This is a genomic window from Psychrilyobacter atlanticus DSM 19335 (assembly GCF_000426625.1).
Classification (GTDB): Bacteria; Fusobacteriota; Fusobacteriia; order Fusobacteriales; family Fusobacteriaceae; genus Psychrilyobacter; species Psychrilyobacter atlanticus.
The window spans coordinates 557,415-582,386 of record NZ_KE384548.1; the positions used below are offsets into that span (position 1 = coordinate 557,415).

The window sequence follows — 24,972 nt, forward strand, 5'->3', positions numbered from 1 at the left end:
CTCTTATTTTCTAAATTAGTTTTTAAATTATTAGAGAAACCAGAGAATAGAAAAAAATACTTATATTATATACTACCAGTTAATGAAAAAAGGCTTATTTCAATTTTAGAAATTAAGCCAACTGAATCTCAGCAGTTTTCAAGAATGTTGCTATTACTATCTATACTCTCTATTTTCGCTTTAATAGCTCTAGAGTGTCTATAAGGTAGAGCAAAGATTTAAAAATTTCAACATATATATATGTTGAAATAAAAACTAAAAGAAAATAAGGGAAATTCAAATAACCTGTTAAATCAAGAGTATTAATATCTATATTAGTATGTAAAATTTTTAAGAATAACAAAAAAAATAAACCCGTTAAACTCTTAGTTAAAACTAGTTTTTTATCTTTTTCAGTAGGTAAAAATATAGATGGTAAAAATATAAAAATCACCATAAAAATATCTATAAAACTTGATGGAAAGATAAGTTTAAAATAATAAACTATAAATCCTAAACTAGAGTGAATAAAGGGTTGGTAAGTATATATTAAATTTTCAAAAATATTTAAAAGTTTAGGAAATAAAAAGCTTGTACTTCTTTTAAAAATTTCAAAAAAGGTTATAAAACCACCAGATATTATGAAAAATGCGATAAAAAGTTCAAAAAAAGAATAATTGTTCAACTAAATCACCTCGGTATATTAATAGTAAATAAATTCTATAACGGAAAGGAGACAAAATCAAATGAATAATATAATTTTAACTTTTTTTATTCCTGTATTTGCAGCAATTGTAGTTCTTTTAATTCTACCTATCTTAGTAATGAATTTAAAACAAATTGCAGCAAGACATACAAAAACAACAGATGAATTAATTAAAGAGTATGAACTTAAATTAAAAGACTTAAAAAATACAGCTGAAGTTGAAAAAAGTAATGAAGTCATAATAAAATCATTTTCTTTTTTAATCGATCATCCACGTTTTTTACAAAAACTAAAGGATGGTAAGTATGAAGAAAATTCAAGTTTTAAACAACAAATCATAGAAGTGTTAGAAAAAATTTAGTTTGGAGGTAGTGAATAGGCAATGAAAAGAAAGAAATTATCAATATTGCTGCCTTAATAACTTTTATCTTTGATTTACAATCTGAAAGCCAAATCATAAACATAGACTGTCATATAAAAATATCATTATTAAGTATATCCATCATAACATCCTCTATTTAGGTATTTATCTTAGTAATGGAAAGGAGGCAAAATCAAATGAATAATCCAGATTTTATTAGTTTTCTTTTAATGTTTACAGGAGTTTTATTTCTTTTATCTATATATATTTTTGTAATAAATTTAAAACAAATTGCGGCAAGACGTACAAAAACAACAGATGAATTAATTAAAGAGTGTGAACTTAAATTAAAGAACTTAAAAAATACAGCTGAAGTTGAAAAAAGTAATGAAGTCATAATAAAATCATTTTCTTTTTTAATCGATCATCCATGCTTTTTACAAAAACTAAAGGATGGTAAGTATGAAGAAAACTCAAGTTTTAAACAACAAATCATAGAAGTGTTAGAAAAAATGTAGTTGGAGGTAGTGAATTGGCAATAAAAAGAAAAAAATTATCAATAGCTGTTACCTTAATAACTTTTATCTTTGCTTTACAATTTGCAAGCCAAACATATGCTAAGTATACCAATTATCATAGGAGTTTAAGTAATCCTTTATTAGTTATAAAGTCAACTCCTATCTATCCTTTTTATAGTTTTTTCATATGGGGGATAAAAGGATTCTTTAAAAATACTCCCATAGCTTTTGATAAAAGTATGAATTCTATATTTTTATCAGTTTTAGTTGGATTTATTATCCTAATCTTTTTAAATAAGAGTAAAAAACAATTAGACTCACACGGTACTGCTAGGTGGGGAACAAAAGAAGATCTAAAAAAAGCTGAGTTATATCCAAATTTTAAAAAGATAAGAAACAGTTTGAAAAAAAGTGGAATGTGGAAGAGATACAGCAAAGTTCTCCCGAATGAAGAGTTAAAAAGGGATGGAGTAGTTTTAGGGTTAGATGATAAAAAGAATGAGATCTTAGATAGCAGTGTTACACATATTACTCTCATGGCTCCTACAAGATCAGGGAAAGGTGTAGGTGTTATTATCCCTACACTTCTAACCTGGAAGCACTCAACTGTGGTAAATGACATCAAAGGAGAGAACTTTCAGCTCACTGCTGCATATAGAGAAAAGGTATTAGGTCATAAATGTTTTAAGTTTGATCCAACTAATCCATATGATAGTTGTAGATACAATCCTCTAAGAGAAATTAGAAAAGGAACAGTTTATGAATATCAAGACAGTATGGTAATAGCCGAGATAGTTTGTTCAGCAGAAAAAGAAGACCATTGGACTATATCAGCCAGAAAAATATTTTCAGGAGTATTGATGCACATTCTATATATCGAAGAGGAACCTACAATAGGTAAAGTTCTTAAGTTTCTAACTGATCCTTCAAAAAATTTAGAAGAAAAGATGGAGGAGATAATTGAAACAAAACATACAGATGATTCTACACTTTTTGAAAAAATATATAATGATACAACAAAAGTTAAGATGGAAAACGAAGAGGGTGATATTCAAGAGGTAGCAATGAAACATACTCATCCTAAAGCTTCACGGGAAGCAGGAGATATAATCTCTAAGCCAGATAAAGAAAGAGAAAGTATTATGTCTTCTTTAATCTCTATGCTTGGAGTATATGCAGACCCAATAATAGATAAAAACACTTCTTCATCAGATTTTTCAATAAAAGATCTAATGAACGATGAAGTTCCTTTAAATCTATATTTAGTAACACCACCAAAGGCTATAAAGATAACAGCACCAGTATTTAGATTAATGATAGCTCAAATAATAAATGGCCTGACAGATGAAATGGATTTTTCAAGTGGGACGGAGAATAAGGGATTTAAACATAGATTATTGCTGCTGCTAGATGAGTTCCCAGCTTTAGGAAAGATTCCTATCGTAGAGACTGCATTAGCATATATTGCAGGATATGGAATGAAAGCATTAATCATTACTCAAGATATCAATCAAATCAATAGGCTATACACAAAGAATAACAGTATTTTATCAAACTGCCATATAAATATGTTTTTTACTCCAAGTAAAGGGGACTATGAGACACCAAAAATAATATCAAATGCACTAGGAACTAAAACAATAGAATACCAAACTAAATCTTTTAAAGGAATAAAGTATTTTTCTGATTGGAACCATACAGAACACATTGCATCTAGAAATTTACTTACTGTAGGAGAAGTCGGGACCTATAGTATGGATAAAAGTTTAATTCTTGTAACAGGAGAACACCCTATTCAAGGAACTAAAGTTAGATATTTTAAAGATCCTAAGTATTTAAAAAAGATAGATAAGAAAACCTTAAATAAAATAGCTAAGGAAAAAGAAAAAGAGGTAACGGAACAACCAAAAGACATAGAAATTTAAATAAATAAGTAATAAAAATGAATTTCGGAACTTCCGAAATGGAGGAAAAAATATGAAGGAAACTACTGTGGAAAAACAATTAACTCCCCTAGAAAAATTAGAAGTTAAAGAGCAAAAGCTCTTAATTGAGAAAAAGAAAATTATCAGATTAAAAAAAGAAATATTGAAAAAGGAAGAGATTAAGCAAGAAAAGGAATTGATAAATTTTGTTAAGAAAACTGACATATTTAAAACATTCTCAAAATCTAAGGAGAATAAAAAGATAATATTTGGAGGTATCCTCTATGCTTTCAATGCTATTAAAAACAATAATACTTCTGAAATAAATACTTTAAAAAATCTAGTGAATAATCTAGAAAAGAAAAAATAGGGTATTAGAGTGTTCTTGTAAGAGGTTACTCTAATATCCAACCCAACCAAAGGGCGGAAGAATAATTTGAAATAAGACAGGGTCAAGGAGAGAAATATGATTAATTTATCACTATTAAAAAGTGCTTTAGGAGATAAAATTTTAACCTATCTAGATGATAAAGATGTAATAGAAATAATGGTTAATCCAGATAAAAAGCTTTGGATAGATACTCTTTCAAAAGGAAGGATCTTTACAGGAGAAATAATCCCTTCACAAAATTCAAGAAAGATAATAAATATTGTTTCAACTAATAGTAATGAGGTTATGAATAAGTTTAGCACCATTATTAGTGCTGAACTCCCAGGATGTGGGTCTAGATTCCAAGGAATGATTCCACCTTCAGTTATTAATCCAAGTTTTACAATTAGGAAAAAAGCTTCAATGGTCTTTTCACTAGATAGATATGTAAAAGATAAGATAATGACTCTTGAACAAATGAAAGTAATCCAAAGAGCTATTGAAGAAAGGATGAATATATTAGTTGTTGGAGGTACTTCTACAGGGAAAACAACACTAACTAATGCAATTATCAATGAGATGAAGAACTATAATAATCGAATTGTAATATTAGAAGATACACAGGAACTTCAATGTAATAATGAAGATCATGTATTCATGAGAACTACTCCACATACAAGTATGAGAGATCTACTAAAATCAACTATGAGATTTAGACCAGATAGAATAATAGTTGGGGAGGTAAGAGGAGGAGAAGCCCTGGACCTTTTAAAAGCATGGAATTCAGGTCATCCAGGAGGTGTTTCAACTATTCATGCTAATGACAGTAAATCTGGATTAGATAAGTTGGAACAGTATATTCAGGAGATTTCATCTACCCCTCAACAAAAAATGATTGCTGAAGCTGTTAATTTAATTATAAATATAAAAAAAGACGGACTTAAACGAAAAATACATGAAATAGTTAAAGTTAAAAAATATGAAAAGAATGAGTATATATTAGAAAAAATAAATTAAGCTGGAGGTTCAAATGAAAGAATACCAGGTATGTAAAGCGATAACTAAAGAACATACTCTAGCAGGTGGAGATAGAAAATTAGTTATTTTGAATTCAACATTAATAGCTATATTTATCTTAGGTTTACAAAACATGATGGTTATACCGGTGTTTCTGGTATTCCATGTTCTAATAATTATTGCTACAAAAAAAGATAGTGATTTTTTTAAAATTTTTATGAGGTACATAAAAACTAAAAAAATTTATTACCCATAGGAGGAATAGAATAAATGATATTTAAAGAATATTCAAATGAAGATAAATTGTTTAATTATATCCCTTGGGGATACTTAATAAATTTAGATGTTGAAGAAGATGAGAAAAATAATCAATTAGGTCTTATGCTTAATAAAGATGGGACTTTACAGGTAACTATTAAATATAGAGGTCAGGACCTAGATTCTAGTCTTGATGATACTGTTGATCTAATATCCTATAAGATAAATGAACTAATGAAAAGGTTAGGGAGTGAATATAGTTTCTATATAGAAGCTAGAAGAAAGAAAAGTAAGGTATATGAAAGTCATATAGATAAAACCAATAAAATACCACTTTACCTAATGGAATCTAAAAGAAAAGAGAATTTTGAAAGTGGTAACCACTATGAGAGTGAATACTATTTTACCATTGTATATAGTCCTCCAAAGGATAATTCTCAAAAGATAAGTGATCTATATATAACGAAAACTAAGGATGATGTAAAAGAAATTATTGCTAAAAAATATATAGATGATTTTATCTCAAAAATTTCATTTTTCTTTAGTGAATTTTCTACATATTTTGTTGAAGCTAAACTATTAAATCAGCAGGAATTGCTGACATACTTACATTCAACGATATCTAGACAAGATATAAATATGACAGTTCCAACTTTAGAAACACCTATAGATTATTATTTATATGACACTGAATTAATTGGAGGTTTAGAACCTAGATTAAAAGATGAATATCTGAAAGTAATATCTATAAATAGTTTCCCAGATACTTCTTATTCTTGTATTTTAGATGCCTTAAACAGGCTACCTATAAACTATAGATGGGTAACCAGGTTTATCCCTATAGAGAAAGAAGAAGCTCTTAAAACATTGAATTCTCAGTATAAGAAATGGTTTGGAGGAAGAAAATCTTTTTTCCAACTAATACAAGAAACTTTTACCGGGAGGGAAACCGAACATAACATCAATAGAGATTCATTATCAAAAGCTGAAGAAGTCCAGGAAGAGAAAGAACTTATCCAAGGTGAATATGCATCTTTAGGATACTATACAAACGTATTAATCCTTCGAAATAAAGATTTTCAACTCTTAAGAGACAATAGTAATTTAATACAAAAAGTCATAAACAGTATTGGGTTTACGTGCGTAGAAGAAAGCTTAAATAGTGTTGAAGGGTATTTAGGTAGCTTACCTGGAAACTTCACATATAACGTAAGAAAGCCGCTAATAAATTCTATGTTCTTATCACATCTTTTACCACTTAGCTGCGTTTGGCAAGGAGAGCAAAGAAATAAACACCTGAAAGATACATCATTAATAGCTACTAGTACTAGTGGATCAACACCTTTTTATCTTAATTTACATCAGGGGGATGTAGGACACACAATGATTATTGGACCTACAGGAAGTGGTAAATCAGTATTATTAAATGCAATTACTAATAACTGGTTTAAGTATGAAAAATCAAAGGTATTTACTTTCGATAAGGGAGGCAGCTCTAGAGTATTAACTAAAGCACTAGATGGTATCTTTTATGATTTAGGGCATGAAGAGAATATTATCAGCTTTCAACCATTAAAAAATATAGATAAAGATATAGAGTTTTGCCAGGAATGGTTAGAAGACATATTTATCCAGGAGAAAATAGAACTGATTCCTGAAAAAAAGGAACATATATATAAAGCATTATTAGATTTAAAAGAAACACCAGTAGAACTAAGAACTATTTCGTCATTTGCAACATACCTTCAAGATGAAGAGTTAAGGTTAGCTATAAAGCCTTATACGAATCAGGGAATTATGGGGAAATACTTTGATTCAAATGACGAAAATATAGATCTAAATAATTTTTATACAGTATTTGAAATGGAAAAGATCTCAGATAATAAAACTGCCATTACACCCATACTTTCCTACCTTTTTTATAGGTTAGAACAATCTTTAGATGGAAGTCCTACCCTTATAATTCTTGATGAATGTTGGTTATTCTTTGATAATGAGCAATTTGAACAGAAAATAAGGGAATGGTTAAAAGTTCTTAGAAAGAAAAATGCCAGTGTTGTATTCGCGACTCAAGAACTATCAGATATTATTAATTCGAATATATCTAATACTATAAAAAATTCATGTAAAACAAAGATTTTACTTCCAGATCCATTAGCACGACAGAATATAGAATTATATAAAAGCTTTGGTCTTAATGATCAGGAAGTAGAGATACTATCCCAGGCAACTCAGAAAAAAGAATATTATTATAAAAGTGAAAAGGGGAATAGGTTGTTTGAATTAGATCTATCACAAATAGAGCTTTCATATCTAGCAACCTCTAGTGAAACTGATAATAAGAAGTATCAAACTTTAGAAAATTTAGAGAATAAAAATTTTAATATTGAGTGGCTTATGTATAAAGGTATTGAAAAACCAAATGAAGTAGTTGAGAAAGTAATAAAACGTATTTCGGAACTTCCGAAATGAGAAGGAGGGAAAAAGAGTGAATAGATTGAAAAATATTTTTCTAATGCTGATTGCTATGAATACAATAACCTTTGCTACTTTACCAGTTTATGATCCAATGAACTACTTATTGGCTGTAGAACAAAAACTAAATCAAATAAATATGATAGAAAACCAGATAAAAGGCTATCAAAATCAAATAAAGAGTTTACAGAATGAAGCTAAACAGCTTGCAACTCTAGACAGAAGCTTAAGTGTGAATAGTTTACAAAGCTTACAACAGTCACTCCATCAAATAATACGATTAAACAATTCTACAAAAAGTGTTATTAAGAGATCTGAAGATATGTCTAATAAATTTTTAGATCTATTTCCTCAAAATCCTGATACTTCTATGTCGGTAAATGATTTAAATAGTAAAAGCAAAGAAGTTGCTGATGAATTAAATAATAGTGTTTATGATGCACTGAATAGTTCTTTAGTAGATCCGGATAAATATAATAATGATTATGAAAGGGTTAATGCATTAGTAGAATCTGCTGGTAATTCAGAAGGGAGTTTGCAGGCTCTGCAATCAGCCAATCAAATAGCAGGGTTAAGTGCAGGTCATTTAATGGAATTAAAGCAGTTACAAGCTCAAGAGATAAAGTTAATAGGAACTATAGAAGCAAGTAAACAAGAAAAAGAAAGAATTCGTAAAGAAACTGAAGAAAAATTAATGGATGAATATCTAACAAAAGATAGAAAAGAATCAGAAACAGGAAATCTAGAAATAGGAAAATTTAAGTAGGGGGGATTATGGGAAATTTAACAGAATTAATGAAATTCTTTGAAAAAAAGTTATTAGTTATTCCAGATAATTTACAACCCTATGCATTGGGACTTTTAGCTACATTAGTTACGATAGATCTAGGATTATTAGCTTTTCAATTAGGAGAGATAGATGTCATAAAAACATTATGTAAAAAAACTTTTAAATACGGCATGATCACATACTTTATAACTGATTATTCTAGTTTAGTAAATGTTCTTATTGATTCATTTATTAAAATAGGAGAGGTTGCTTTAGGTGGGAAAGCAGGTATTGAATTCTTTAGAAGTCCTTCTAAAATAATTGATATAGGAGTGAATCTAACAGCTGATATATTAAGTAAAGTTAAAGATATGGGAATAACAAATATAGGAGATATAGTAGTTAGTTATTTTTATATAGCTATTATTTTAATTATTGTATTTTTTATGGCTCTTTCAATATTCATAGCATGGATGGAGTTTTTTGCAATAGTGGGGATAGGAGTTATCTTTTTACCATTTGCAGTGCTGAACAAAACGGCATTTTTAGCAGAAAAGGTTTTTTCTTTAGTTTTGAATTTATCAATAAAGTTAATGGTTTTATCGCTAATTTTAAATCTATCAGTTGATTTCTTAACCTCTTTTACTACAAAGGCAGCAATACTGAATGCCCATCAAGATAGTATTTATAAAGTTTCATCTTTAGGAACATTGATGTTTTTAATGCTTAAATGTCCTAGTCTTGTTGCTAGTATATTATCTGGCTCTCCTAATCTGAGTGGAAATGATGTTGCTACATTAGGGGGATCGACAGGAAGGTCAATCATTAATAATACTAGAGGTGGAATACAGAAAGCTGGGAATTTAAAAGAAGGGTTAAAAGGAAATGCATCTTCTAGAACATCCATGTCTAATTTAGCGGGAAGAGGAGCTAACATTATTGGAAAAGGTGGAATGGGATTAGGAAAAGCAGGTGCTAGTTTAGGTAAGAAGTTTACAGGAAAAAAATAAAAGCTATAGCATAAATCAAAACAAAAATAAAGCATCTTAGTGAAGGCTATATCTATGTTTAATTTAGTAAAATATATAGTTAATAGGAATAAACAATGAAGGAGGAATACAAATGAAAAAACTATTGTTAGTATTAGGGTTAGTAGGGGTATTAATAGGGTGTGGAATGAAAACATATTCTCCAAACGAAAAGAGAGAATTAATTTTAAAAAGTTACTCAGAGGATGAAGCAACAAGAGAAGCAGCAGCAGAGAAGTATTATAAAATACTTAGAGAATTGTCTCGATTATATGACAAAGGTAATGAAGATGCTTATGCTGAGTACAGAGAATGGGAATCAACACTCGAAGAAGTATCTAAAGAAGTTAGAATAAAAAGAAGAGCAATTTCAAGGGTGAATTTTAGGAGAAAATATAATGATATCAATGAAGAAGAATATAAAAAAGAATTAATAGAAGCAACAAAGGATCCGGGAGCTTATTTAGAGAGAATAGACAGAGAAAAACCAGCTTTCCCACATTTTAAATAGGAGGGGGTTAAAATTAAGAAGAAGTTTATTATTATATTCATCTTAGGAGTGATTTTGTTATCTAGATTTTTTACATATAATATTAGTGATTCTATCCCAAAAGGTTTTTATTTTCTTTCACCAAAGGCTCAAAATATAGAAAAAGAAGATATTGTAGTTATACCTATTGATAGGTTAGATAAAGAGATACAAAATATAATATTTGAGAGAGGTTATTTACCTAGATTTACAAAATATCTTATTAAAGAGGTTAAAGGAACATATAATGACGATGTTTACCTAAAAGCAGATGAACTTCATATATCAGGGGAACAATTTAAAGTACAAACATACGACACATTAAAAAGACCTCTTCCGGTATTAAACAATGATGATTTTACTCTAAAAGAAGATGAATTCCTAACTTTAGGAGTCAAAGAAAACTCTTTTGATTCTAGATATTTTGGGAAAATTAAAAAGGATCAAATTAAATATATGGCTAAAAAAGTAAATAACAAATATTTTAAAATTAAGACTAATAAAGATAGTCGTTGATTAGGGTATCACTCTAAAATGAATTTTAAAATTATATTAGGTTAGTGAGCAAGAGCTCAAGGTCTGTTAGAAAAAGTAATCTTTGATTATTTTCTTTAACAGGCCTTTTATTTTATCAATAATTTAAGGGAGGTAATATGAAAAAAAAGATAGCAATTATAGCACTAATAGCTATATCAAACTTAGCTAATGCACAATTAAATGAAAATCAAAATGAATTCATTAAAGTAAATAAAAACAACTTATTAAATGATGAGAAAAGATTTCAAGAAAATAAGATATTAGTATTTGGAAATTTCAATTACTACAATAAGAATAGTAGACATTCTAAGAGTTATAAAAAGAAAGGAACTGTAAACCCACCATTAAGGCCAATAGGTGAATACAAGCCGTTAACCCCAGAAGTAGATCCATTAAGGCCAATAGGCGAGTATAAACCATTAACTCCAGAAGTAGATCCATTAAGACCAATAGATAAATATGAACCTATAACACCAACAGTTCCTCCAATATATAAACCAGAGATAATAATTTGGGAAGATGGAAAAGATATTACAGGAACTTCATATACACTAACGCATGATGTTACAACTAATACGAATGATGGTTTGAAAACAATAGGCGGTGAAATTATAAACGAAGCAACTATAACAGTTGCAGGAGAGTGGAAATATGGAATGAAGGTAGAAAATGGAGGGAATGGAATAAATAACGGGATTATTAATGCTTCTAAAGGTGTAAGAGCTATAGATGGTGGGAAAATAATTAATAACGGATTAATCTCTTTAACAGAACCTAATATTTCTAAAGTAGGTATGCAAGCTGATACTTCTGGAGTAGTTGTAAATGAAGAAACAGGAGTTATAGAAATAGAGAGTAACGGCGGAATTTGGGATTCTGGGATGAAAACAGTGGATGGTATAGCGAAAAACAAAGGGGAAATAATTTTAAGTGGCGGCGGCAGTATAAAAGATGGAATGTTTGCAATAGGTAACGGAACGATAATCAATGAAGAAACAGGAATAATAGAAATAAATAGTGATGATGGTGATAGTTATGGGATGAATGCAGATGACGATAGTACAGCAGTAAATGAAGGGAAAATAACTTTAAATGGTCATGGGATAGGAATGACTGCAGGCGATAGAGGAGTAGTAACAAATAAGGGAAGAATAATTTTAAATGGTGATGGAAATACAACATTTGGAATGTATGCAACTGGTAATGGAACAATAATTAATGAAGAGAAAGGGATAATAGAAGTGTTAAATAGTGGTGATGATGGAAGTTACGGATTGATTGCCCATGACGATAGTACAGCTATAAATAAAGGAACAATTAATATAAATAGTAAAAATGGAATTTATGATTCTGGAATGTATGTAGACGGTACAGGAATAGCAACGAATGAAGGAACAATTAATATGAATGGTGGAAGCTATGGAATGAATGCGAAAGATAGTGGAACGATAATCAATGAAGAAAAAGGAATAATAGAAATAAAAGATGGAATTTGGACCTATGGAATGAGTGTAGAAAATGGAATAGCAATAAATAAAGGGAAAATAGTTTTCAATGATGGTTATACAGGAAAAGTAGGAATGATTGCAATAGATAGTGGAACGGTAACTAATGAAAATATCATAGAGATTAATGCTATGAATGGTGTAGGAATGAGAGCAAATAATACATCAACAGCAATAAATAAAGGAACTATTAATATAAATGGTGATAATGGTATCGGTATTGAAATTAATAGTGGAGCAACAGGAATAAATGATGACCTTGGAGTAATTAATCTTAATGCTAATGATGGGATAGGGATTAAAGTAGATGGAGTAGGTAGTTCATATGTTAATAATGGTGATATAAATATTGCTTCTGGAACTACAGGAAATCAAAAGATTGTTTTATCTGGTGGTGCTACTTTTTCAAACTCAGGATCTATAGTTACGGAAGGAGAATTTAATACAGATAAAATGGGAAATGGTCAGTTCATTATGTCTGATGGAGGGAGCCTGGAAGCAGAAACAATAAAAGGTGATATCTATGCTAGTGGAGCTTTAGCAATGGGCGGATATGATGATATTTATAGTACATATAAGATGTTGAAGACAACAAACTTAGAAGGAGAGATAATCTCTAATTCAGCGATGTTTAATGCTGATTTTACGGAAAATGCAGATGAAAATGGGTTTTATGATGTTGTCTTAGATAGGAAAGATTTTAATGCCATTGTTAGCAATGAAGAGTTAGGAAAAATATTAGAAGATAACTATGAAGAAAATGGAGATAAATTCAAAGAGAACTACTATGATGCCCTAAAACTAGTGACAACAGAAAAAGGCTTGAATAAAGCTGCTGAAGATAGTTATGGAATGTCTTACTATCCAACATTAGCTAAGCAGACTTTCGAAATAATAAACGATAGTAATCAAGTAATAGTTAATAATGTTATAGATAACGTGAAGTATAGAGAAGTAGATGAAACTATAGCAATAGCAGGGGTTAATGTAACAAGATTAGAAAATGATTCATATAATGATATCTCAGGATATGATACTGATTTATACAGTGTTTATTTAGGAGCAGAAAAACAATTGAGTAAAAATACTCGTATTGGTGGAATTATTACTATTGGAAAAAGTGATACAGAATCTAAAGAGAACGAGGGTGGGCCTAGAGAAGATTATTATTATCAAGGGAATTTATACCTTACATATGAAAATGATGAAAGGTTAAAGTTTACATCCATGGTTTTTGGAGGAATTACAGATACGGCATTAGAGAGAACTTTGGCATTTGGGAGCTTAAATGAAACTATGACAGATGATATTAATAACTATTATTTAGGAATAAACAATGAAGTAAGTAAAAAATATTATTTTAACGGGAACTATATAAAGCCTAAATTTGAGATTAATTTTACATATATGATGCAAGATGATATTTCAGAATCAGGAGATCAAGGTTTAGAAATTGATGGTGTAAATTCCATATCTCTAGAAACAGGGATAGGTTTAGCACTAGGAAGAGATTTCTATTTAGAAAACAGAAGTAAAATCAATCTTGAGGGAAGTGTAACAGGATATGCAGAGTTAGGAGACCCATATAAAGATTTAGATTCAACATTTAATACTTTAAGCACAGATAAAGTTAAGATAGATGGATATAACAATGATGATTTTTATGGGGAGATCTTAATGGGAGGAAGCTACGAAACAGAAGACTTATTAACTATATATACAAAAGTAGGATATAGGATAGGGAATGACTTTGAAGGTTTTGTAGGAAATATTGGATTAAATTACTTGTTTTAATTAAAAACCCCACTTCTAGGAGAAGCGGGGGACAGATAAAAAACAGAGTGACAAAACTCTTTATCTAGGTTCCTAAAAATATTTACTTTAGGAATAAATGAAAGAGAAGGAACCTAAGTTAATCTTATATCAAATTTCAGCCATAGTCAAAAAATTTATAAGGATGAACTATCTATTTTAAATTTAGGGGATATAAGTGTTCGCGTATGTGGTTACTTAGATCACCAACCCAACCGATAGGGCGGAAGATAAAGGCTTAAAAAAATGGGGATTATATTCTTAATGTATATAAAATTCTATGGAATTTTAAGATGAATGAAAGAATAAAAATTGCTAAATTTATTATACGAGAGAATGGAAGTTGATCGAAGAGGTGAAGGAATGAAACTTTATAATCTAACAAGAGAACAATTTATAGATCATTTAAAATATACTATAGAAAAAACCGATTATATAATTTGTAATAATGCTTATCAGCATAAGGTTTCTAAAAAGGGCGAAACTGTAAATGTACTTGCTATAAACTTTGGATTTGATACCAATAGAATTTTTATTGAAGAATATATAGGAATAAATAAAAATAATATCTATGCAAGAGAAAACTATAAAAAAACTACATCAGATTTTATTTGTTGGGAAAATATTAATAATATTGAGTTAATCGTTGATGACGATGGTTTACCATTAAAGATTAAGTATATAACCCATGATAATATAACAATTATAAAAATAAAACTCAATGAATTAGGGTTATTAGAGAGTTTTCAAGAAATAAAACAAGGATTAAAAACTATAAATGAAACAAGGAAGGGTTAATAAAATTACACTATAAATTTGGACTTTGACAATTTAATAAGGCTTAAAAAAATTAAAAGGGGGTAAAGATGAAAAAATATGAATTTACAGGAAATGTATCTTTTAGTAATTACAAAGATACTTCTGTAAGATTAAAAGAAATAATAGCATTAAAAGATTTTGGGAATATAAAAAAAGGTACAGTTGGAGGGGAAATTTCAAGTGAAGATGATCTCTCACATGATGATAATTCATGGGTCCCTTATTCTTCAAGCTTATATAAAAGTAAAATATCAGAAAATATAAATCTTGAATGTAGCGAAATTTTTGAAAGTGAAATCAAAGGGAATGGAAAGATAGATAATTCTAGAATAGAGGCTTCTTTTTTAGAATTAAGAGGTAAAAGTAAAATTATCGATTCAGAATGCATATTTAATCTAAGAGCTAAAGGAATTATTAGAATAAGAGACAGTGCTATTTTTTATCAAATTATAGAAGGTAAAATATCTATTAATGAATCGTTAATTTTAAATGAAAAACCTATATTAACCGCATCACTAAAAGGAAATATAAAAATTTCTAACAGCGATATTATTCATACAATTTTATTAGGTAAATTTAAAATATTTGGAGGATATATTCGAAATAGTAAAATTAAAGGGAAATTTCTTAAGAATAAATTTTGGGTTTTAGATAAAGCAAAAATAAACTCTCCAAAATATTTAAAGAGTTATAAATCAAAAGATCAGGTTATTGTTAAGTTTAAAGAGGGGGAAAAGTGGAAAGAATACAAAGGAAATCCAATTTACTACGACAGAGAAATTATTATGTCTAATAAGTTATTTTTGTGTTAAAATACCTCTAAAAGATGGAGGTATTTTATGGGAATGATAGGTTTTTACAGTAAAAAAGATAATAGAGAATACGATCTTAAATTTTTTATTGAAAATTATAGGAACTATAAAAATGATGCTTATTGTATGGGGTGTAGGAAGCCTAGAGTAATAGGGGTTTTTAATGTGATTAATAGAATACCCCATATTCGTAAAGAACCTCGTATTTTACATCGACAGGGTTGTCCTTTAAAAAATAAACGAATTTCTATTAAATTTTTTCAGGAGATTAAAAAATCTCCTGAAAATACAGAAAGAATAAAACAGCTTTTAGTAGGAGTTTTTAATGATAATTTTCTTCCTAATAGAGAAAATGATGAGTTCGATATTATAAATGATAATACAATATTTGAAGTATTTTCTCTTCAAAATAAAACTGAGCATCAAGTGAGGTATTATTTACCGAGAAAAAAAATAAGTATGAATAAAAAATATATAGACGATGAATTGAGAATTTTTTATGGTGAAATAACGATTAACTCATATACTAAATATGATAAAGATCAAAAAGTTGTTTTGAGAACAAATCGTGATTCAAATATTCCAAATATTTTAATACCTTTAAATTTATTTTTTAAATTGAAGGTAAAAGAAAGTTATAATATTGTTTTTATTGGTTCGAATGTTCATTTTAACCATGGTGTTTATTTAGAAATAAAAGATATTAATTTTTGTAAAATTGAAAAAATATAAAATACATACTAAAAGCCTATGAATTATCATAGGCTTTTTTTATTATAAAAAAGGAGAGTATAAAATGAAGTTAATAATATGTGAAAAACCAAGTTTGGCTCTAAACATAGCTAAAGCATTAGGAAAATTTGATAAAAAAGATGGATATTTTATTGTGAATGATTATATTGTTACTTTTGCCTTTGGCCATTTATTTGAATTGAAAAATGTTACAGACTATCTAGGAGAAAAAATAAAATGGTCAGACATTAAATTGCCATTTATACCAAAAGAATTTGAATTCCGAATAAAAAATGATGAAGGGGTAAAGAAACAATTCAAAGTAATTAAAGATATTATTGAAAAAAATCAAATAGAAAAAATAATAAATTGTGGAGACGCAGATCGTGAGGGACAGATAATCATAGACACGATAATCGAGCAATTGGAGTATGACGGTCACGTAGGGAGAATGTGGTTGCCGGAACAAACAAAAGAAACTATAATGTTGAAATTACAAAATACAAAAGATAATAAAAAATATCTTTCGTTAGCTAATGAAGGCTATGCCAGAACTTATATGGATTGGCTTTTAGGAATTAACTTTACAATTTATTGTACAGTAAAAAAAGGGACATTATTAAAGGTTGGAAGAGTGATGACTCCAATTATAAAGTATATTCATGAAAGGGATTTAAAAATAAAAAAATTTAAATCTGAAAAATATATTCAATTAGTTTCTGAAGAAGATATAAAGTTAAATCTTAAACAAAAATTTTCTCCTGAAGAAAAAAATTATATTGAAGAGGTAAAGGATAAATTAAATAAGTCGGAAGCTATAGTTGTAAAAGTGAAAAAAGAAAATATAAAAAGAGTTCCTAAAAAATTATTTTCATTATCAAAACTGCAATCAGAACTTTCAAAATCTCATAAGATTAGTTTTGAAAATTCATTAAAGACTATTCAGAGTCTTTACGAGAAACAACTTATTACTTATCCAAGAACTAATACAGAGTATCTTGCTGAAAATGAGATTGAAAAAATTGAAGAGATAATTAAAAATTATTCAGAAATTAATTTAAAAGTAGAAAAGAAAAAATCAATATTTGATGATTCTAAGATTGAAAGTCATAGTGCGATTATAGTAACAAATAAAAAAATAGATGATGTAAATCTTAATAAAGTTGAAAGTATTGTATATGACACTATACTAAATAGATTTATTTCTAATTTTTTAAATGAAGAAACTGTTATATCTAAAACAACTTTAGAAATTAAAATTGCAGATGAAATTTTTAATTTAAAAGGAGAAGTAATAGACCAGGAAGGTTTTTTGAAATATGAACCTGAAAAAATAACAGACAACCTTCCAAAGTTAAAAGAAGGAGATAGAATTAAAATTAATTTTAAAGAAGTTGAAAAAGAGACTATTCCGCCAAAGAAAATTAATGAGAGTAGTTTAGCTGCCTTTTTAAAGAATCCGTTTAAAACAGAAAAAACAACAGAGGATGAAGAGTATAGAGCAATTCTTGAAGGTGTTGAAATAGGTACTGAAGCTACAAGGACAGGTGTAATCACCAAATGTTTAAAAGAGGGATATATAAGTAGGCAAGGTCAAAATTTTTCTATAGAACCGAAAGGTGAGATTCTAATAGAGACCTTAAAGATATTAGAGGTAGATCTATTTAAAGAAAGAAATATTGAATTTTCAAAAAAATTGAAACGAATCAATAAAGGAGAATTATCTTTAAAAACCCTAATTGATGAAATTTCTAAAGAATTAATAGAAACTTTATCAAAAGTTATTGAGGTTGATAAAGTCGAAGCTAATGCTGAAAAAGAGATTATAGGAAAATGTCCAAAGTGTGGAAAGAATATTTATCAAGGAAAGACGAAAACAGATAAATTAAATTACTATTGTGAAGGATATAAAGACGGTTGTAAGTTTACTTTATGGGAAGAAGCAAAGCATTATAAGAATTCAATAAAAATTACTAAAGCAAAAGCAAAATTATTGTTAAAGAAAAATGGAACAGCTAAATTTATGGTAGGAAAAAGTGTAAAGAAATTAAAAATAAAACTTAATGGTGATTGGGTTAATTTTGAAGAAAAATTATAGATTTTTATGAATTTTCATTTCGGAAGTTACGAAATTGAAAAAAGATCATAGAGGGGGGGATTAAAGAGTTGTCAAAGATAAAGAAAAGGGATGGTGAAATAAAGATAATTTAAAATTAGTATAGGAGGTAGAGATGAAGGATTTCTATAGAAAAGAAGATTTAATGAAGATTTTAGATATATCGGAAAATACAGCGTATAAGATAATAAGAGAGTTAAATGCAGAGCTAAAAGAGCAGGGGTATAAAACTATTTGTGGCAGGTTGCATAGAAAATACTTTGATAAACGTTATAGGAATAATTAGTTTATGAGTGTATATAAAGATAAGATAAGGAATAGCTGGTATGTAGAAATAAGGTATAAAACCTATAATAATGAACATAAAAAAAAGAAAAAAAGAGGCTTTAAAACAAAAAAGGAAGCCAAGGAGTGGGAAATTAAATTTATTTCTCAAGAAAAAGAGACAAGCTCAATGTTAGGTTTTAAACAATTAGCAGAAATTTATTTAGAAGATATAGAGGTAAGGGTAAAAGCTAGTACATTTGCAAGAAAAAAAAGAGTATTTAACGGGAAGCTTATACCGTATTTCAAAGATAAATTAATCCAGGATATAACACCTGCAGCTATAAAAAAATGGCAAAACCACGAATTAAAAAATGAATATACAAAAAGTTATTTTAAAACCTTACAAAAAGAATTGAGTGCAATATTTAATTATGCGGTTAAATTTTATGGAGTCAAAGAAAATCCTGTTAGAGTAACCGGAGGAGTCCAGGAGTCACCTTTATTAAAAGATAAAAAAGCAACCAATATAATAACTCCTGAAATATACAAAAGGTTTATAAGGGAGATTAAAACATTTGATAATAGTGAAATTTCACTTATATTTTCTCTACTGTATTACACTGGTTGTCGGATAGGTGAAGTATTGGCTCTAAATAGAAAAGATATAAATTTTAATGATGGAAGTATAAAGATAAATAAGACATATTCAAAAATTGATAAAAAAGGGTATATTACAAAACCAAAAACTAAATCATCAGTTAGAGTTATAAAAGTTCCAGATTTTTTGATGGATGATTTAAAGGTATATATAGATACTCTGTATGACAAGGAAATAAAAAGAATTTTTCAAGTTAGTAGAACCAATTTACATAGACGTAAAAATTTGACAATAAAAAAATTGAAACTAAAACAATTCAGCCTACATGATTTTAGGCATAGCCACGCTTCAATACTTTTTCAAAGCGGAGTAAACATTGTTAAAATTTCAAAAAGATTAGGTCATGAAAGTATAAAGATGACCTTAGATACATATTCACATTTAGTAGATACTGATGAAGATAAGGTGTTAGAAGTTTTAAATAAATTAAACAATATTTAAACTTTTGTCCCCAAATTGTCTCCACAGATTTATAAGCTCAATAAACGCAATTGTTAAAATCAAAAATGGCGCACCTAATAGGAATCGAACCCATAACCCTCTGATCCGAAGTCAGATGCTCTATCCAATTGAGCTATAGATGCAAACCAAGTAGGGTTAGTTTACCTTAATTACAGTGTTATGTCAACCAGAATTATTAATGAGGTTTAAGATTGGAGGGGAAATATGAAAAAACTATATATAATATTAATTATAATAGCATCTCTCTATGGTTGTAGTGCTAAAGAGGTAGTTCTTCCTGTAGAGATAAAATTAACAGTAATAGAAAATACAGAGACGGAGGAGAGTATACCTGTAGAATTAAAAACATTACCACTATATCAAAAAAAAATTGAATATACTGGAGAGTTACCACCAGTAGATTATTTGTTCACTAACTCCAAAGTTAATATAAGGAGTGAGGCATCGATAAATGGAAGGATCTTAGGTAGGACAAAGGTCAAAGAAAAAATAGAGGTTTTAGGAAGGGTAAACGGAGACAGGATTAGAAATAATAGGTTATGGTATAAGGTAAGATATAAAAATTATAGTGGATATCTCCATTCTTCTGTAATTGTGAAAAGAGAGTTTAGGTTCGAAGAGATGGCAAAAAGAGCAAGAAATTTAGATCTTTTTATTGCAGAAGCCGAGGTAAATAACTGGAGTACTGAAAGAATCATCCAGTACGCTCCGGGTTCTAGTGAGGAAGAGGGAACTCCTGTAGATGAGTACGGAAATAGGGGAGAGCAGAGTATTATAGGTATCTATACAAATCCAAGTGGGAAAAATTCTTTGAGACATCTTTCAGATGGAAGAATTATTGCTATAAAGGGGAAAGTTCAAGGAAAAGATCTTATAAGAATTCCAGATTCAATGAGAAAATATAGAATAGAGAGCGGGAACACTCGAAAGATTAATTTAGATAAAGGTATAAATAGAATTATAGTGATTGATTTGAAGAATCAAAATCAAGGTATCTTTTTAAAAGAAGATGACGTGTGGCAGCTAATCTCATATTCGTTGATTACAAGCGGTATAAATAATAATCGTGATTCGTATGAAACTCCAAAAGGTTATTTTTTAGTCGGAAACACAGTGAGACAAGTTATTTTTCCCTATGAAGAAAAAGTAAAAAAAGAAGATCTTGGTGAGGGAGTTGTTGAAAATATAACAGAAGAAGGGTTAAATGAAGATGATTATGAAGTAGTAAAAAAATATTCTAGAGCTAACTACGGAATAAGGTTTAGTGGAGGTGGTTATATTCATGGGATCCCGTTAAAGGATGATATAGTGGAGGAACTTGGGAATGAAAAAGCTGTAAAAGAAAGAAAAGAAAGAGCAATAATCACGTTGGGAACATATAAAAGGTCCCATAAATGCGTTAGGAGTCCAGAGGAACACGAAAGTTTTTTATACCATGACTTTGTAGGTTATGATCCAAAATATGAGGGGAAGTGGTGGAGAATTCCGAGGCAGAATGTAGCAGTTATTGTATTTTAAAGATAAAAATTCTAATTTAAAAATAATGTCAGTAGAATATCATTGATTATTAAGATATGGAGGGGATAGGATGAAAAATTATGATATTGATAAGATAAGAAATATTATATTTTTAGGACATGGGGGAAGCGGTAAAACCACTATTACTGAAGCTCTTTTAAATGTAGCTGGAGTGACCAATAGAATGGGAAATATTGAGGAAGGAAATACGATTTCAGATTTTGAAAAGGAGGAGATCCACAGAGGTTTTTCTATAAATACGTCTGTTATACCTATAGAATATTGTGGAAACAAATATAATATCTTAGACACACCTGGCCACTTTGATTTTAAAGGGGAAGTCAGTGCTGCACTCAGAGTAGCTGGAGGAGCAGTTCTTGTGGTAGATGCCACTTCTGGAATTGAGGTAGGAACAGAAAAAGCTAATAAAGTATTGGAAGAGAAAAAAATTCCAAGGGTAATCTTCATAAATAAGATGGATAAAGGATTCATTCAATACACTAAAATATTGGAGGAGCTAAAGGATACTTTTGGAAAAAAAATAGCGCCATTTTGTGTACCTATAGGTGAGAAGGAGAGCTTTGAAGGATTTGTAAATGTAGTAGATCTAAAGGGAAGAAAATTTGATGGAAAAGCCTGTGTAGATTCAGAAATTCCTGAAGGGATGCAGATTTCTTCCATAAGGGAGATGTTAGTAGAAGCTGTAGCAGAATCTAATGAAGAGCTAATGGAGAAATTCTTTAATGGGGAGGAGTTTACAGAAGAAGAGATTCACACTGGTCTTCATGCAGGTATTGTAAATGGAGACATAATACCGGTATTAGTAGGATCAGCTGTTAATTCTATAGGTATTCATACTCTATTTGATACATTTTTAAATTACATGCCTACTCCAAACGAGATGCAAGATGGAGAGAGAGTAGGGGAAGATCCTAAAACGTCTGAACTTAAAATTAAAAAGGTAGCTGTTGATGATACATTTTCTGCTATTGTATTTAAGACAATAGTAGATCCATTTGTAGGGAGGATATCGTTATTTAAGGTAAATTCTGGAGTATTAAAAACAGATATGGAAATATTTAATACAAATAAGAATAAGAAAGAAAAAATATCTAATTTGTTTTTTCTCAGGGGAATAAATCAAATAAATATTGATGAAATAAGAGCTGGAGATATTGGTGGGACTACCAAGCTGCAGCACACTCAAACAGGGGATACACTCTGTGATCTAAAGGATCCTATCCTCTATCCTGCTATTGATTTTCCTGAACCATGTCTCTATCTGGCTGTAGAACCGATCAATAAAAGTGATGATGAGAAGATAAGTACCCTCCTACAAAAACTGACTGATGAGGATCCGACTTTTAAAGTCGAAAGAAATTATGAAACTAAACAGTTGTTGATAGGAGGACAGGGGGAGAAACATCTCCAAGTTATAACTCATAAACTACAAAATAAATTTGGAGTAAACAGTGCCACGTCTGAACCTAAGATAAGTTACAGGGAGACTATTAAGGGTATGATAGAGGTTCAGGGGAAACATAAAAAACAAACTGGTGGATCGGGTCAATATGGAGATGTACATATAAGATTTGAACCGAGTAATGAAAAATTTGAATTTGTAGATAAGGTAAAAGGTGGGACGGTTCCAAAACAGTATATACCAGCAGTAGAAAAAGGTATCGTCGAAGCAAGTCAAAAGGGAATTTTGGCAGGGTACCCATTGATTAACTTTAAAGCTACTCTTTTAGATGGTTCTTACCATTCTGTAGATTCAAATGAACTTTCTTTTAAAATGGCAGCGATGCTTGCTTACAGGCTGGGGATGCCTAAAGCTAAACCTGTAATTTTAGAACCAATAATGCAGGTAGAAGTCTTAGTACCCAATGATTATTTAGGAGATGTAATAGGTGACTTAAACAAAAGAAGAGGTAAAATACTTGGAATAATACCCCTTGGAGATCAACAGAGGATAAGTGTAGAGGCTCCTCAGAGAGAGATGCTAAAGTATACTACCGATCTGAGAGCTCTTACTCAGGCTAAGGGAGAATTTACTCTGGAATTTAAAAACTTTGAGGAACTACCAGAAAAGATCAGTGAAAAAATAATTTTACAAAATAAAGCATAAAACATAGACAAAAAAATAAAAACCTGTGAAACTGGCACTAAAAAGTGTTTTCACAGGTTTTTTTATACTCTAAAAATAAAAAGCAGGTTTAATTTAAAAGATTAAAAATCATTGTTTGATTCTAGGTGAATATATTCAAAAATTTTATCTATTAATTTCCTTCCTTTTAGAATGAATAAAAATCCAGCGAATAACCCTAATAGGTCTATAAAAATATCAAAAAAATTAGAATCTCTCCCTAAATTAAAACTTTGTAAATACTCATCTAAAAATGGAATAAAAATAGACAAAATAAGGAGTTTTTTGTCAAGTTTCGTGCCTATGACTCCCAAACAGAAATATAGTGTAAAATGTGCTATTTTTCTTATAAAATTATGAAAGAAAAAATAATTTTCAGTTTGATAAATAATGTCATGTTTTGTTATTATTCCTATCCATATGAGTATATTATCTGAAATAGTTGAAGAATCAGATTTTGATTGAGATGAGAATAAAAAAATTATAATAATAAATGAAATAAATAGTAATTTTGTGATTTTTTTCATAGTTTTCTCCTTTTAATAACTTTTAGTATATAGACACTGTATAATATTTTCGAAAAAAGCTATAAAATCCTTTTATATTGATCTTTATAAAAGGATTTTACACCTAACTAAGGTAAATAATGGAAAGAAAGATTTTAAAAGATATTTTATATGGCAGGTGACAATATGGAGATAGATTTTGTATTAATAGGTTTAAATAGTGAAAAAACAATTGAAAGTTGTGTTAAGAGTATTAAAGAAGTAAGTGAATTTTTAAACAGATATACCCTTAAATATGTAGACGGAGGATCTACAGATAATACATTAACCTTGGTAAATAAAATTGATAATTTAAAAATATTGCATTCTATGGGAGATCCGACACCGGGGAAACAGCGAAATATAGGTTTTAAAGATGGATCATTGGAATATGTTATGTTTTTAGATTCAGATACACTTTTAATGGAGGGTTTTTTAGAAAGAGCATTGGATAGTATAAAAAAATCAGAAATAGCTGCAGTTTGCGGTAGGAGGGATGAGATATATCCAAATAAGACAAAGTATAACTATATCTCTAACATTGACTGGAACCCTTCCTTTGGGGAAGTAGAAGCTTTTGGAGGAGATGTATTGATGAAAAGATCAGTGCTATCTAAACTAGGGGGATATGATGAAGTCTTGGTAGGAGGAGAAGATCCAGAATTCTCTCGACGAATTTTAAAAGATAGATATAAAATAATTCGATTAGATATACCCATGACAAAACACGACATAGATATGCATACTCTTAAACAGTATTTTAAAAGAGGATATCGTACTGGATATGGATATGCTGCAGTGAATAAAATACATCCAGAATTTTGGGGTCATGAAATTAAAAGAATTTTAATCAGGGGAGGACTTAGTTTTATGTTTTTGTCCCTCATACCCTATAACTCTATTTTTTTGGTGTTTTTATTATTAATCTTATTTCGGCCTAGATTATCACTAGTTAAATACTTTGAGGAAAATCTAAACTTAGATAAAGAGAGTGCAACGTTATATTCACTTCATGCATCGGTTATTGTAATCCCAGAATTTCTAGGACTTGTAAGGTTTTATTTAGGACAAGTCTTAAGTAGACCACTAAAAAACAAAAGGAAGTGAA

At 29.2% G+C, this 24,972-nt stretch carries 23 protein-coding genes and 1 tRNA gene; 21 read left to right on the forward strand and 3 right to left on the reverse strand.

Annotated elements, in window-relative coordinates; translation table 11 throughout:
* Positions 1 to 169: 169 nt before the first annotated feature.
* Positions 170 to 664, reverse strand: coding sequence for a hypothetical protein (locus tag K337_RS0114540; protein ID WP_028857240.1), 495 nt, complete (start codon positions 662 to 664; stop codon positions 170 to 172).
* Positions 665 to 725: 61 nt separating this feature from the next.
* Here K337_RS0114540 and K337_RS0114545 point away from each other — a divergent pair, with 61 nt between their 5' ends.
* From K337_RS0114545 to K337_RS0114630, 18 genes are all read left to right on the forward strand, one after another.
* Positions 726 to 1,046, forward strand: coding sequence for a hypothetical protein (locus tag K337_RS0114545; RefSeq protein ID WP_028857241.1), 321 nt, complete (start codon positions 726 to 728; stop codon positions 1,044 to 1,046).
* Positions 1,047 to 1,243: 197 nt separating this feature from the next.
* Positions 1,244 to 1,564 carry a hypothetical protein gene (locus tag K337_RS0114550; protein ID WP_028857242.1) on the forward strand — a complete coding sequence of 107 codons (321 nt, stop codon included), beginning with the start codon at positions 1,244 to 1,246 and terminating at the stop codon, positions 1,562 to 1,564.
* Between the two features lie 14 nt (positions 1,565 to 1,578).
* The gene (locus K337_RS0114555; RefSeq protein ID WP_028857243.1) at positions 1,579 to 3,489 is read left to right on the forward strand and encodes a type IV secretory system conjugative DNA transfer family protein; all 1,911 of its coding nucleotides are present in this window, start codon (positions 1,579 to 1,581) and stop codon (positions 3,487 to 3,489) included.
* A gap of 52 nt (positions 3,490 to 3,541) precedes the next feature.
* The gene (locus K337_RS0114560; RefSeq protein WP_028857244.1) at positions 3,542 to 3,859 is read left to right on the forward strand and encodes a hypothetical protein; all 318 of its coding nucleotides are present in this window, start codon (positions 3,542 to 3,544) and stop codon (positions 3,857 to 3,859) included.
* Positions 3,860 to 3,955: 96 nt separating this feature from the next.
* A complete protein-coding gene (gene trbB / locus K337_RS0114565; RefSeq protein ID WP_028857245.1) occupies positions 3,956 to 4,876 on the forward strand; it encodes a P-type conjugative transfer ATPase TrbB in 921 nt (306 codons plus the stop codon).
* 13 nt (positions 4,877 to 4,889) lie between these two features.
* Complete coding sequence (locus K337_RS0114570) at positions 4,890 to 5,132, forward strand: VirB3 family type IV secretion system protein (protein ID WP_028857246.1); 243 nt, start codon at positions 4,890 to 4,892, stop codon at positions 5,130 to 5,132.
* Positions 5,133 to 5,146: 14 nt separating this feature from the next.
* Positions 5,147 to 7,606 (forward strand): TraG/VirB4 family ATPase, encoded by a 2,460-nt coding sequence (locus K337_RS18670; RefSeq protein ID WP_051251813.1) that lies wholly within the window; start codon positions 5,147 to 5,149, stop codon positions 7,604 to 7,606.
* A gap of 16 nt (positions 7,607 to 7,622) precedes the next feature.
* On the forward strand, positions 7,623 to 8,375 hold the full coding sequence (locus K337_RS0114580) for a hypothetical protein (protein ID WP_028857247.1): 753 nt from the start codon (positions 7,623 to 7,625) through the stop codon (positions 8,373 to 8,375).
* Positions 8,376 to 8,383: 8 nt separating this feature from the next.
* Positions 8,384 to 9,388 (forward strand): type IV secretion system protein, encoded by a 1,005-nt coding sequence (locus K337_RS0114585; protein WP_028857248.1) that lies wholly within the window; start codon positions 8,384 to 8,386, stop codon positions 9,386 to 9,388.
* A 112-nt stretch (positions 9,389 to 9,500) separates the two neighbouring features.
* A complete protein-coding gene (locus tag K337_RS0114590; RefSeq protein WP_028857249.1) occupies positions 9,501 to 9,917 on the forward strand; it encodes a hypothetical protein in 417 nt (138 codons plus the stop codon).
* 39 nt (positions 9,918 to 9,956) lie between these two features.
* Positions 9,957 to 10,451 carry a S26 family signal peptidase gene (locus K337_RS0114595; protein ID WP_281168354.1) on the forward strand — a complete coding sequence of 165 codons (495 nt, stop codon included), beginning with the start codon at positions 9,957 to 9,959 and terminating at the stop codon, positions 10,449 to 10,451.
* 137 nt (positions 10,452 to 10,588) lie between these two features.
* A complete protein-coding gene (locus K337_RS0114600; RefSeq protein WP_028857251.1) occupies positions 10,589 to 13,771 on the forward strand; it encodes an autotransporter domain-containing protein in 3,183 nt (1,060 codons plus the stop codon).
* Between the two features lie 354 nt (positions 13,772 to 14,125).
* Positions 14,126 to 14,587: a hypothetical protein gene (locus K337_RS0114605; protein WP_156877400.1), complete on the forward strand. Its 462-nt coding sequence runs from the start codon at positions 14,126 to 14,128 to the stop codon at positions 14,585 to 14,587.
* A gap of 68 nt (positions 14,588 to 14,655) precedes the next feature.
* Positions 14,656 to 15,420: a hypothetical protein gene (locus K337_RS19380; RefSeq protein ID WP_051251814.1), complete on the forward strand. Its 765-nt coding sequence runs from the start codon at positions 14,656 to 14,658 to the stop codon at positions 15,418 to 15,420.
* A 27-nt stretch (positions 15,421 to 15,447) separates the two neighbouring features.
* The gene (locus tag K337_RS0114615; protein ID WP_028857253.1) at positions 15,448 to 16,152 is read left to right on the forward strand and encodes a hypothetical protein; all 705 of its coding nucleotides are present in this window, start codon (positions 15,448 to 15,450) and stop codon (positions 16,150 to 16,152) included.
* Between the two features lie 64 nt (positions 16,153 to 16,216).
* The gene (locus K337_RS18680; protein ID WP_037029964.1) at positions 16,217 to 18,250 is read left to right on the forward strand and encodes a DNA topoisomerase; all 2,034 of its coding nucleotides are present in this window, start codon (positions 16,217 to 16,219) and stop codon (positions 18,248 to 18,250) included.
* Between the two features lie 133 nt (positions 18,251 to 18,383).
* Positions 18,384 to 18,554 carry a hypothetical protein gene (locus K337_RS18685; protein ID WP_037029966.1) on the forward strand — a complete coding sequence of 57 codons (171 nt, stop codon included), beginning with the start codon at positions 18,384 to 18,386 and terminating at the stop codon, positions 18,552 to 18,554.
* A gap of 3 nt (positions 18,555 to 18,557) precedes the next feature.
* Entirely contained in the window at positions 18,558 to 19,634 is a 1,077-nt protein-coding gene (locus K337_RS0114630; protein WP_028857254.1) for a site-specific integrase, read from the forward strand.
* Between the two features lie 66 nt (positions 19,635 to 19,700).
* On the opposite strand, the gene K337_RS0114635 is transcribed toward K337_RS0114630, so the two are convergent.
* A tRNA-Arg gene (locus K337_RS0114635) sits at positions 19,701 to 19,777 on the reverse strand.
* Between the two features lie 82 nt (positions 19,778 to 19,859).
* On the opposite strand from K337_RS0114635, the gene K337_RS0114640 reads away from it, so the two are divergent.
* Complete coding sequence (locus K337_RS0114640) at positions 19,860 to 21,173, forward strand: SH3 domain-containing protein (protein WP_028857255.1); 1,314 nt, start codon at positions 19,860 to 19,862, stop codon at positions 21,171 to 21,173.
* Between the two features lie 70 nt (positions 21,174 to 21,243).
* Positions 21,244 to 23,301 (forward strand): elongation factor G, encoded by a 2,058-nt coding sequence (gene fusA / locus K337_RS0114645; RefSeq protein ID WP_028857256.1) that lies wholly within the window; start codon positions 21,244 to 21,246, stop codon positions 23,299 to 23,301.
* Between the two features lie 101 nt (positions 23,302 to 23,402).
* Here fusA and K337_RS0114650 read toward each other — a convergent pair whose 3' ends face one another.
* On the reverse strand, positions 23,403 to 23,846 hold the full coding sequence (locus K337_RS0114650) for a VanZ family protein (protein ID WP_028857257.1): 444 nt from the start codon (positions 23,844 to 23,846) through the stop codon (positions 23,403 to 23,405).
* 150 nt (positions 23,847 to 23,996) lie between these two features.
* Between K337_RS0114650 and K337_RS0114655 the strand changes: the two genes are divergently transcribed.
* Positions 23,997 to 24,971 carry a glycosyltransferase family 2 protein gene (locus K337_RS0114655; RefSeq protein WP_028857258.1) on the forward strand — a complete coding sequence of 325 codons (975 nt, stop codon included), beginning with the start codon at positions 23,997 to 23,999 and terminating at the stop codon, positions 24,969 to 24,971.
* Position 24,972 lies beyond the last annotated feature (1 nt).

Excerpts from the sequence above, each read along its gene's own strand:
- K337_RS0114630 (WP_028857254.1), top strand. The coding sequence starts at position 18,558 with ATGAGTGTATATAAAGATAAGATAAGGAATAGCTGGTATGTAGAAATA.
- fusA (WP_028857256.1), top strand. The coding sequence starts at position 21,244 with ATGAAAAATTATGATATTGATAAGATAAGAAATATTATATTTTTAGGA.
- K337_RS0114640 (WP_028857255.1), top strand. The coding sequence starts at position 19,860 with ATGAAAAAACTATATATAATATTAATTATAATAGCATCTCTCTATGGT.
- K337_RS0114560 (WP_028857244.1), top strand. The coding sequence starts at position 3,542 with ATGAAGGAAACTACTGTGGAAAAACAATTAACTCCCCTAGAAAAATTA.
- K337_RS18670 (WP_051251813.1), top strand. The coding sequence starts at position 5,147 with ATGATATTTAAAGAATATTCAAATGAAGATAAATTGTTTAATTATATC.
- K337_RS0114655 (WP_028857258.1), top strand. The coding sequence starts at position 23,997 with ATGGCAGGTGACAATATGGAGATAGATTTTGTATTAATAGGTTTAAAT.
- K337_RS18680 (WP_037029964.1), top strand. The coding sequence starts at position 16,217 with ATGAAGTTAATAATATGTGAAAAACCAAGTTTGGCTCTAAACATAGCT.
- K337_RS0114545 (WP_028857241.1), top strand. The coding sequence starts at position 726 with ATGAATAATATAATTTTAACTTTTTTTATTCCTGTATTTGCAGCAATT.
- K337_RS0114605 (WP_156877400.1), top strand. The coding sequence starts at position 14,126 with ATGGAAGTTGATCGAAGAGGTGAAGGAATGAAACTTTATAATCTAACA.
- K337_RS0114570 (WP_028857246.1), top strand. The coding sequence starts at position 4,890 with ATGAAAGAATACCAGGTATGTAAAGCGATAACTAAAGAACATACTCTA.
- K337_RS18685 (WP_037029966.1), top strand. The coding sequence starts at position 18,384 with ATGAAGGATTTCTATAGAAAAGAAGATTTAATGAAGATTTTAGATATA.
- trbB (WP_028857245.1), top strand. The coding sequence starts at position 3,956 with ATGATTAATTTATCACTATTAAAAAGTGCTTTAGGAGATAAAATTTTA.
- K337_RS0114600 (WP_028857251.1), top strand. The coding sequence starts at position 10,589 with ATGAAAAAAAAGATAGCAATTATAGCACTAATAGCTATATCAAACTTA.
- K337_RS0114650 (WP_028857257.1), bottom strand. The coding sequence starts at position 23,846 with ATGAAAAAAATCACAAAATTACTATTTATTTCATTTATTATTATAATT.
- K337_RS0114585 (WP_028857248.1), top strand. The coding sequence starts at position 8,384 with ATGGGAAATTTAACAGAATTAATGAAATTCTTTGAAAAAAAGTTATTA.
- K337_RS0114615 (WP_028857253.1), top strand. The coding sequence starts at position 15,448 with ATGGGAATGATAGGTTTTTACAGTAAAAAAGATAATAGAGAATACGAT.
- K337_RS0114590 (WP_028857249.1), top strand. The coding sequence starts at position 9,501 with ATGAAAAAACTATTGTTAGTATTAGGGTTAGTAGGGGTATTAATAGGG.
- K337_RS19380 (WP_051251814.1), top strand. The coding sequence starts at position 14,656 with ATGAAAAAATATGAATTTACAGGAAATGTATCTTTTAGTAATTACAAA.
- K337_RS0114550 (WP_028857242.1), top strand. The coding sequence starts at position 1,244 with ATGAATAATCCAGATTTTATTAGTTTTCTTTTAATGTTTACAGGAGTT.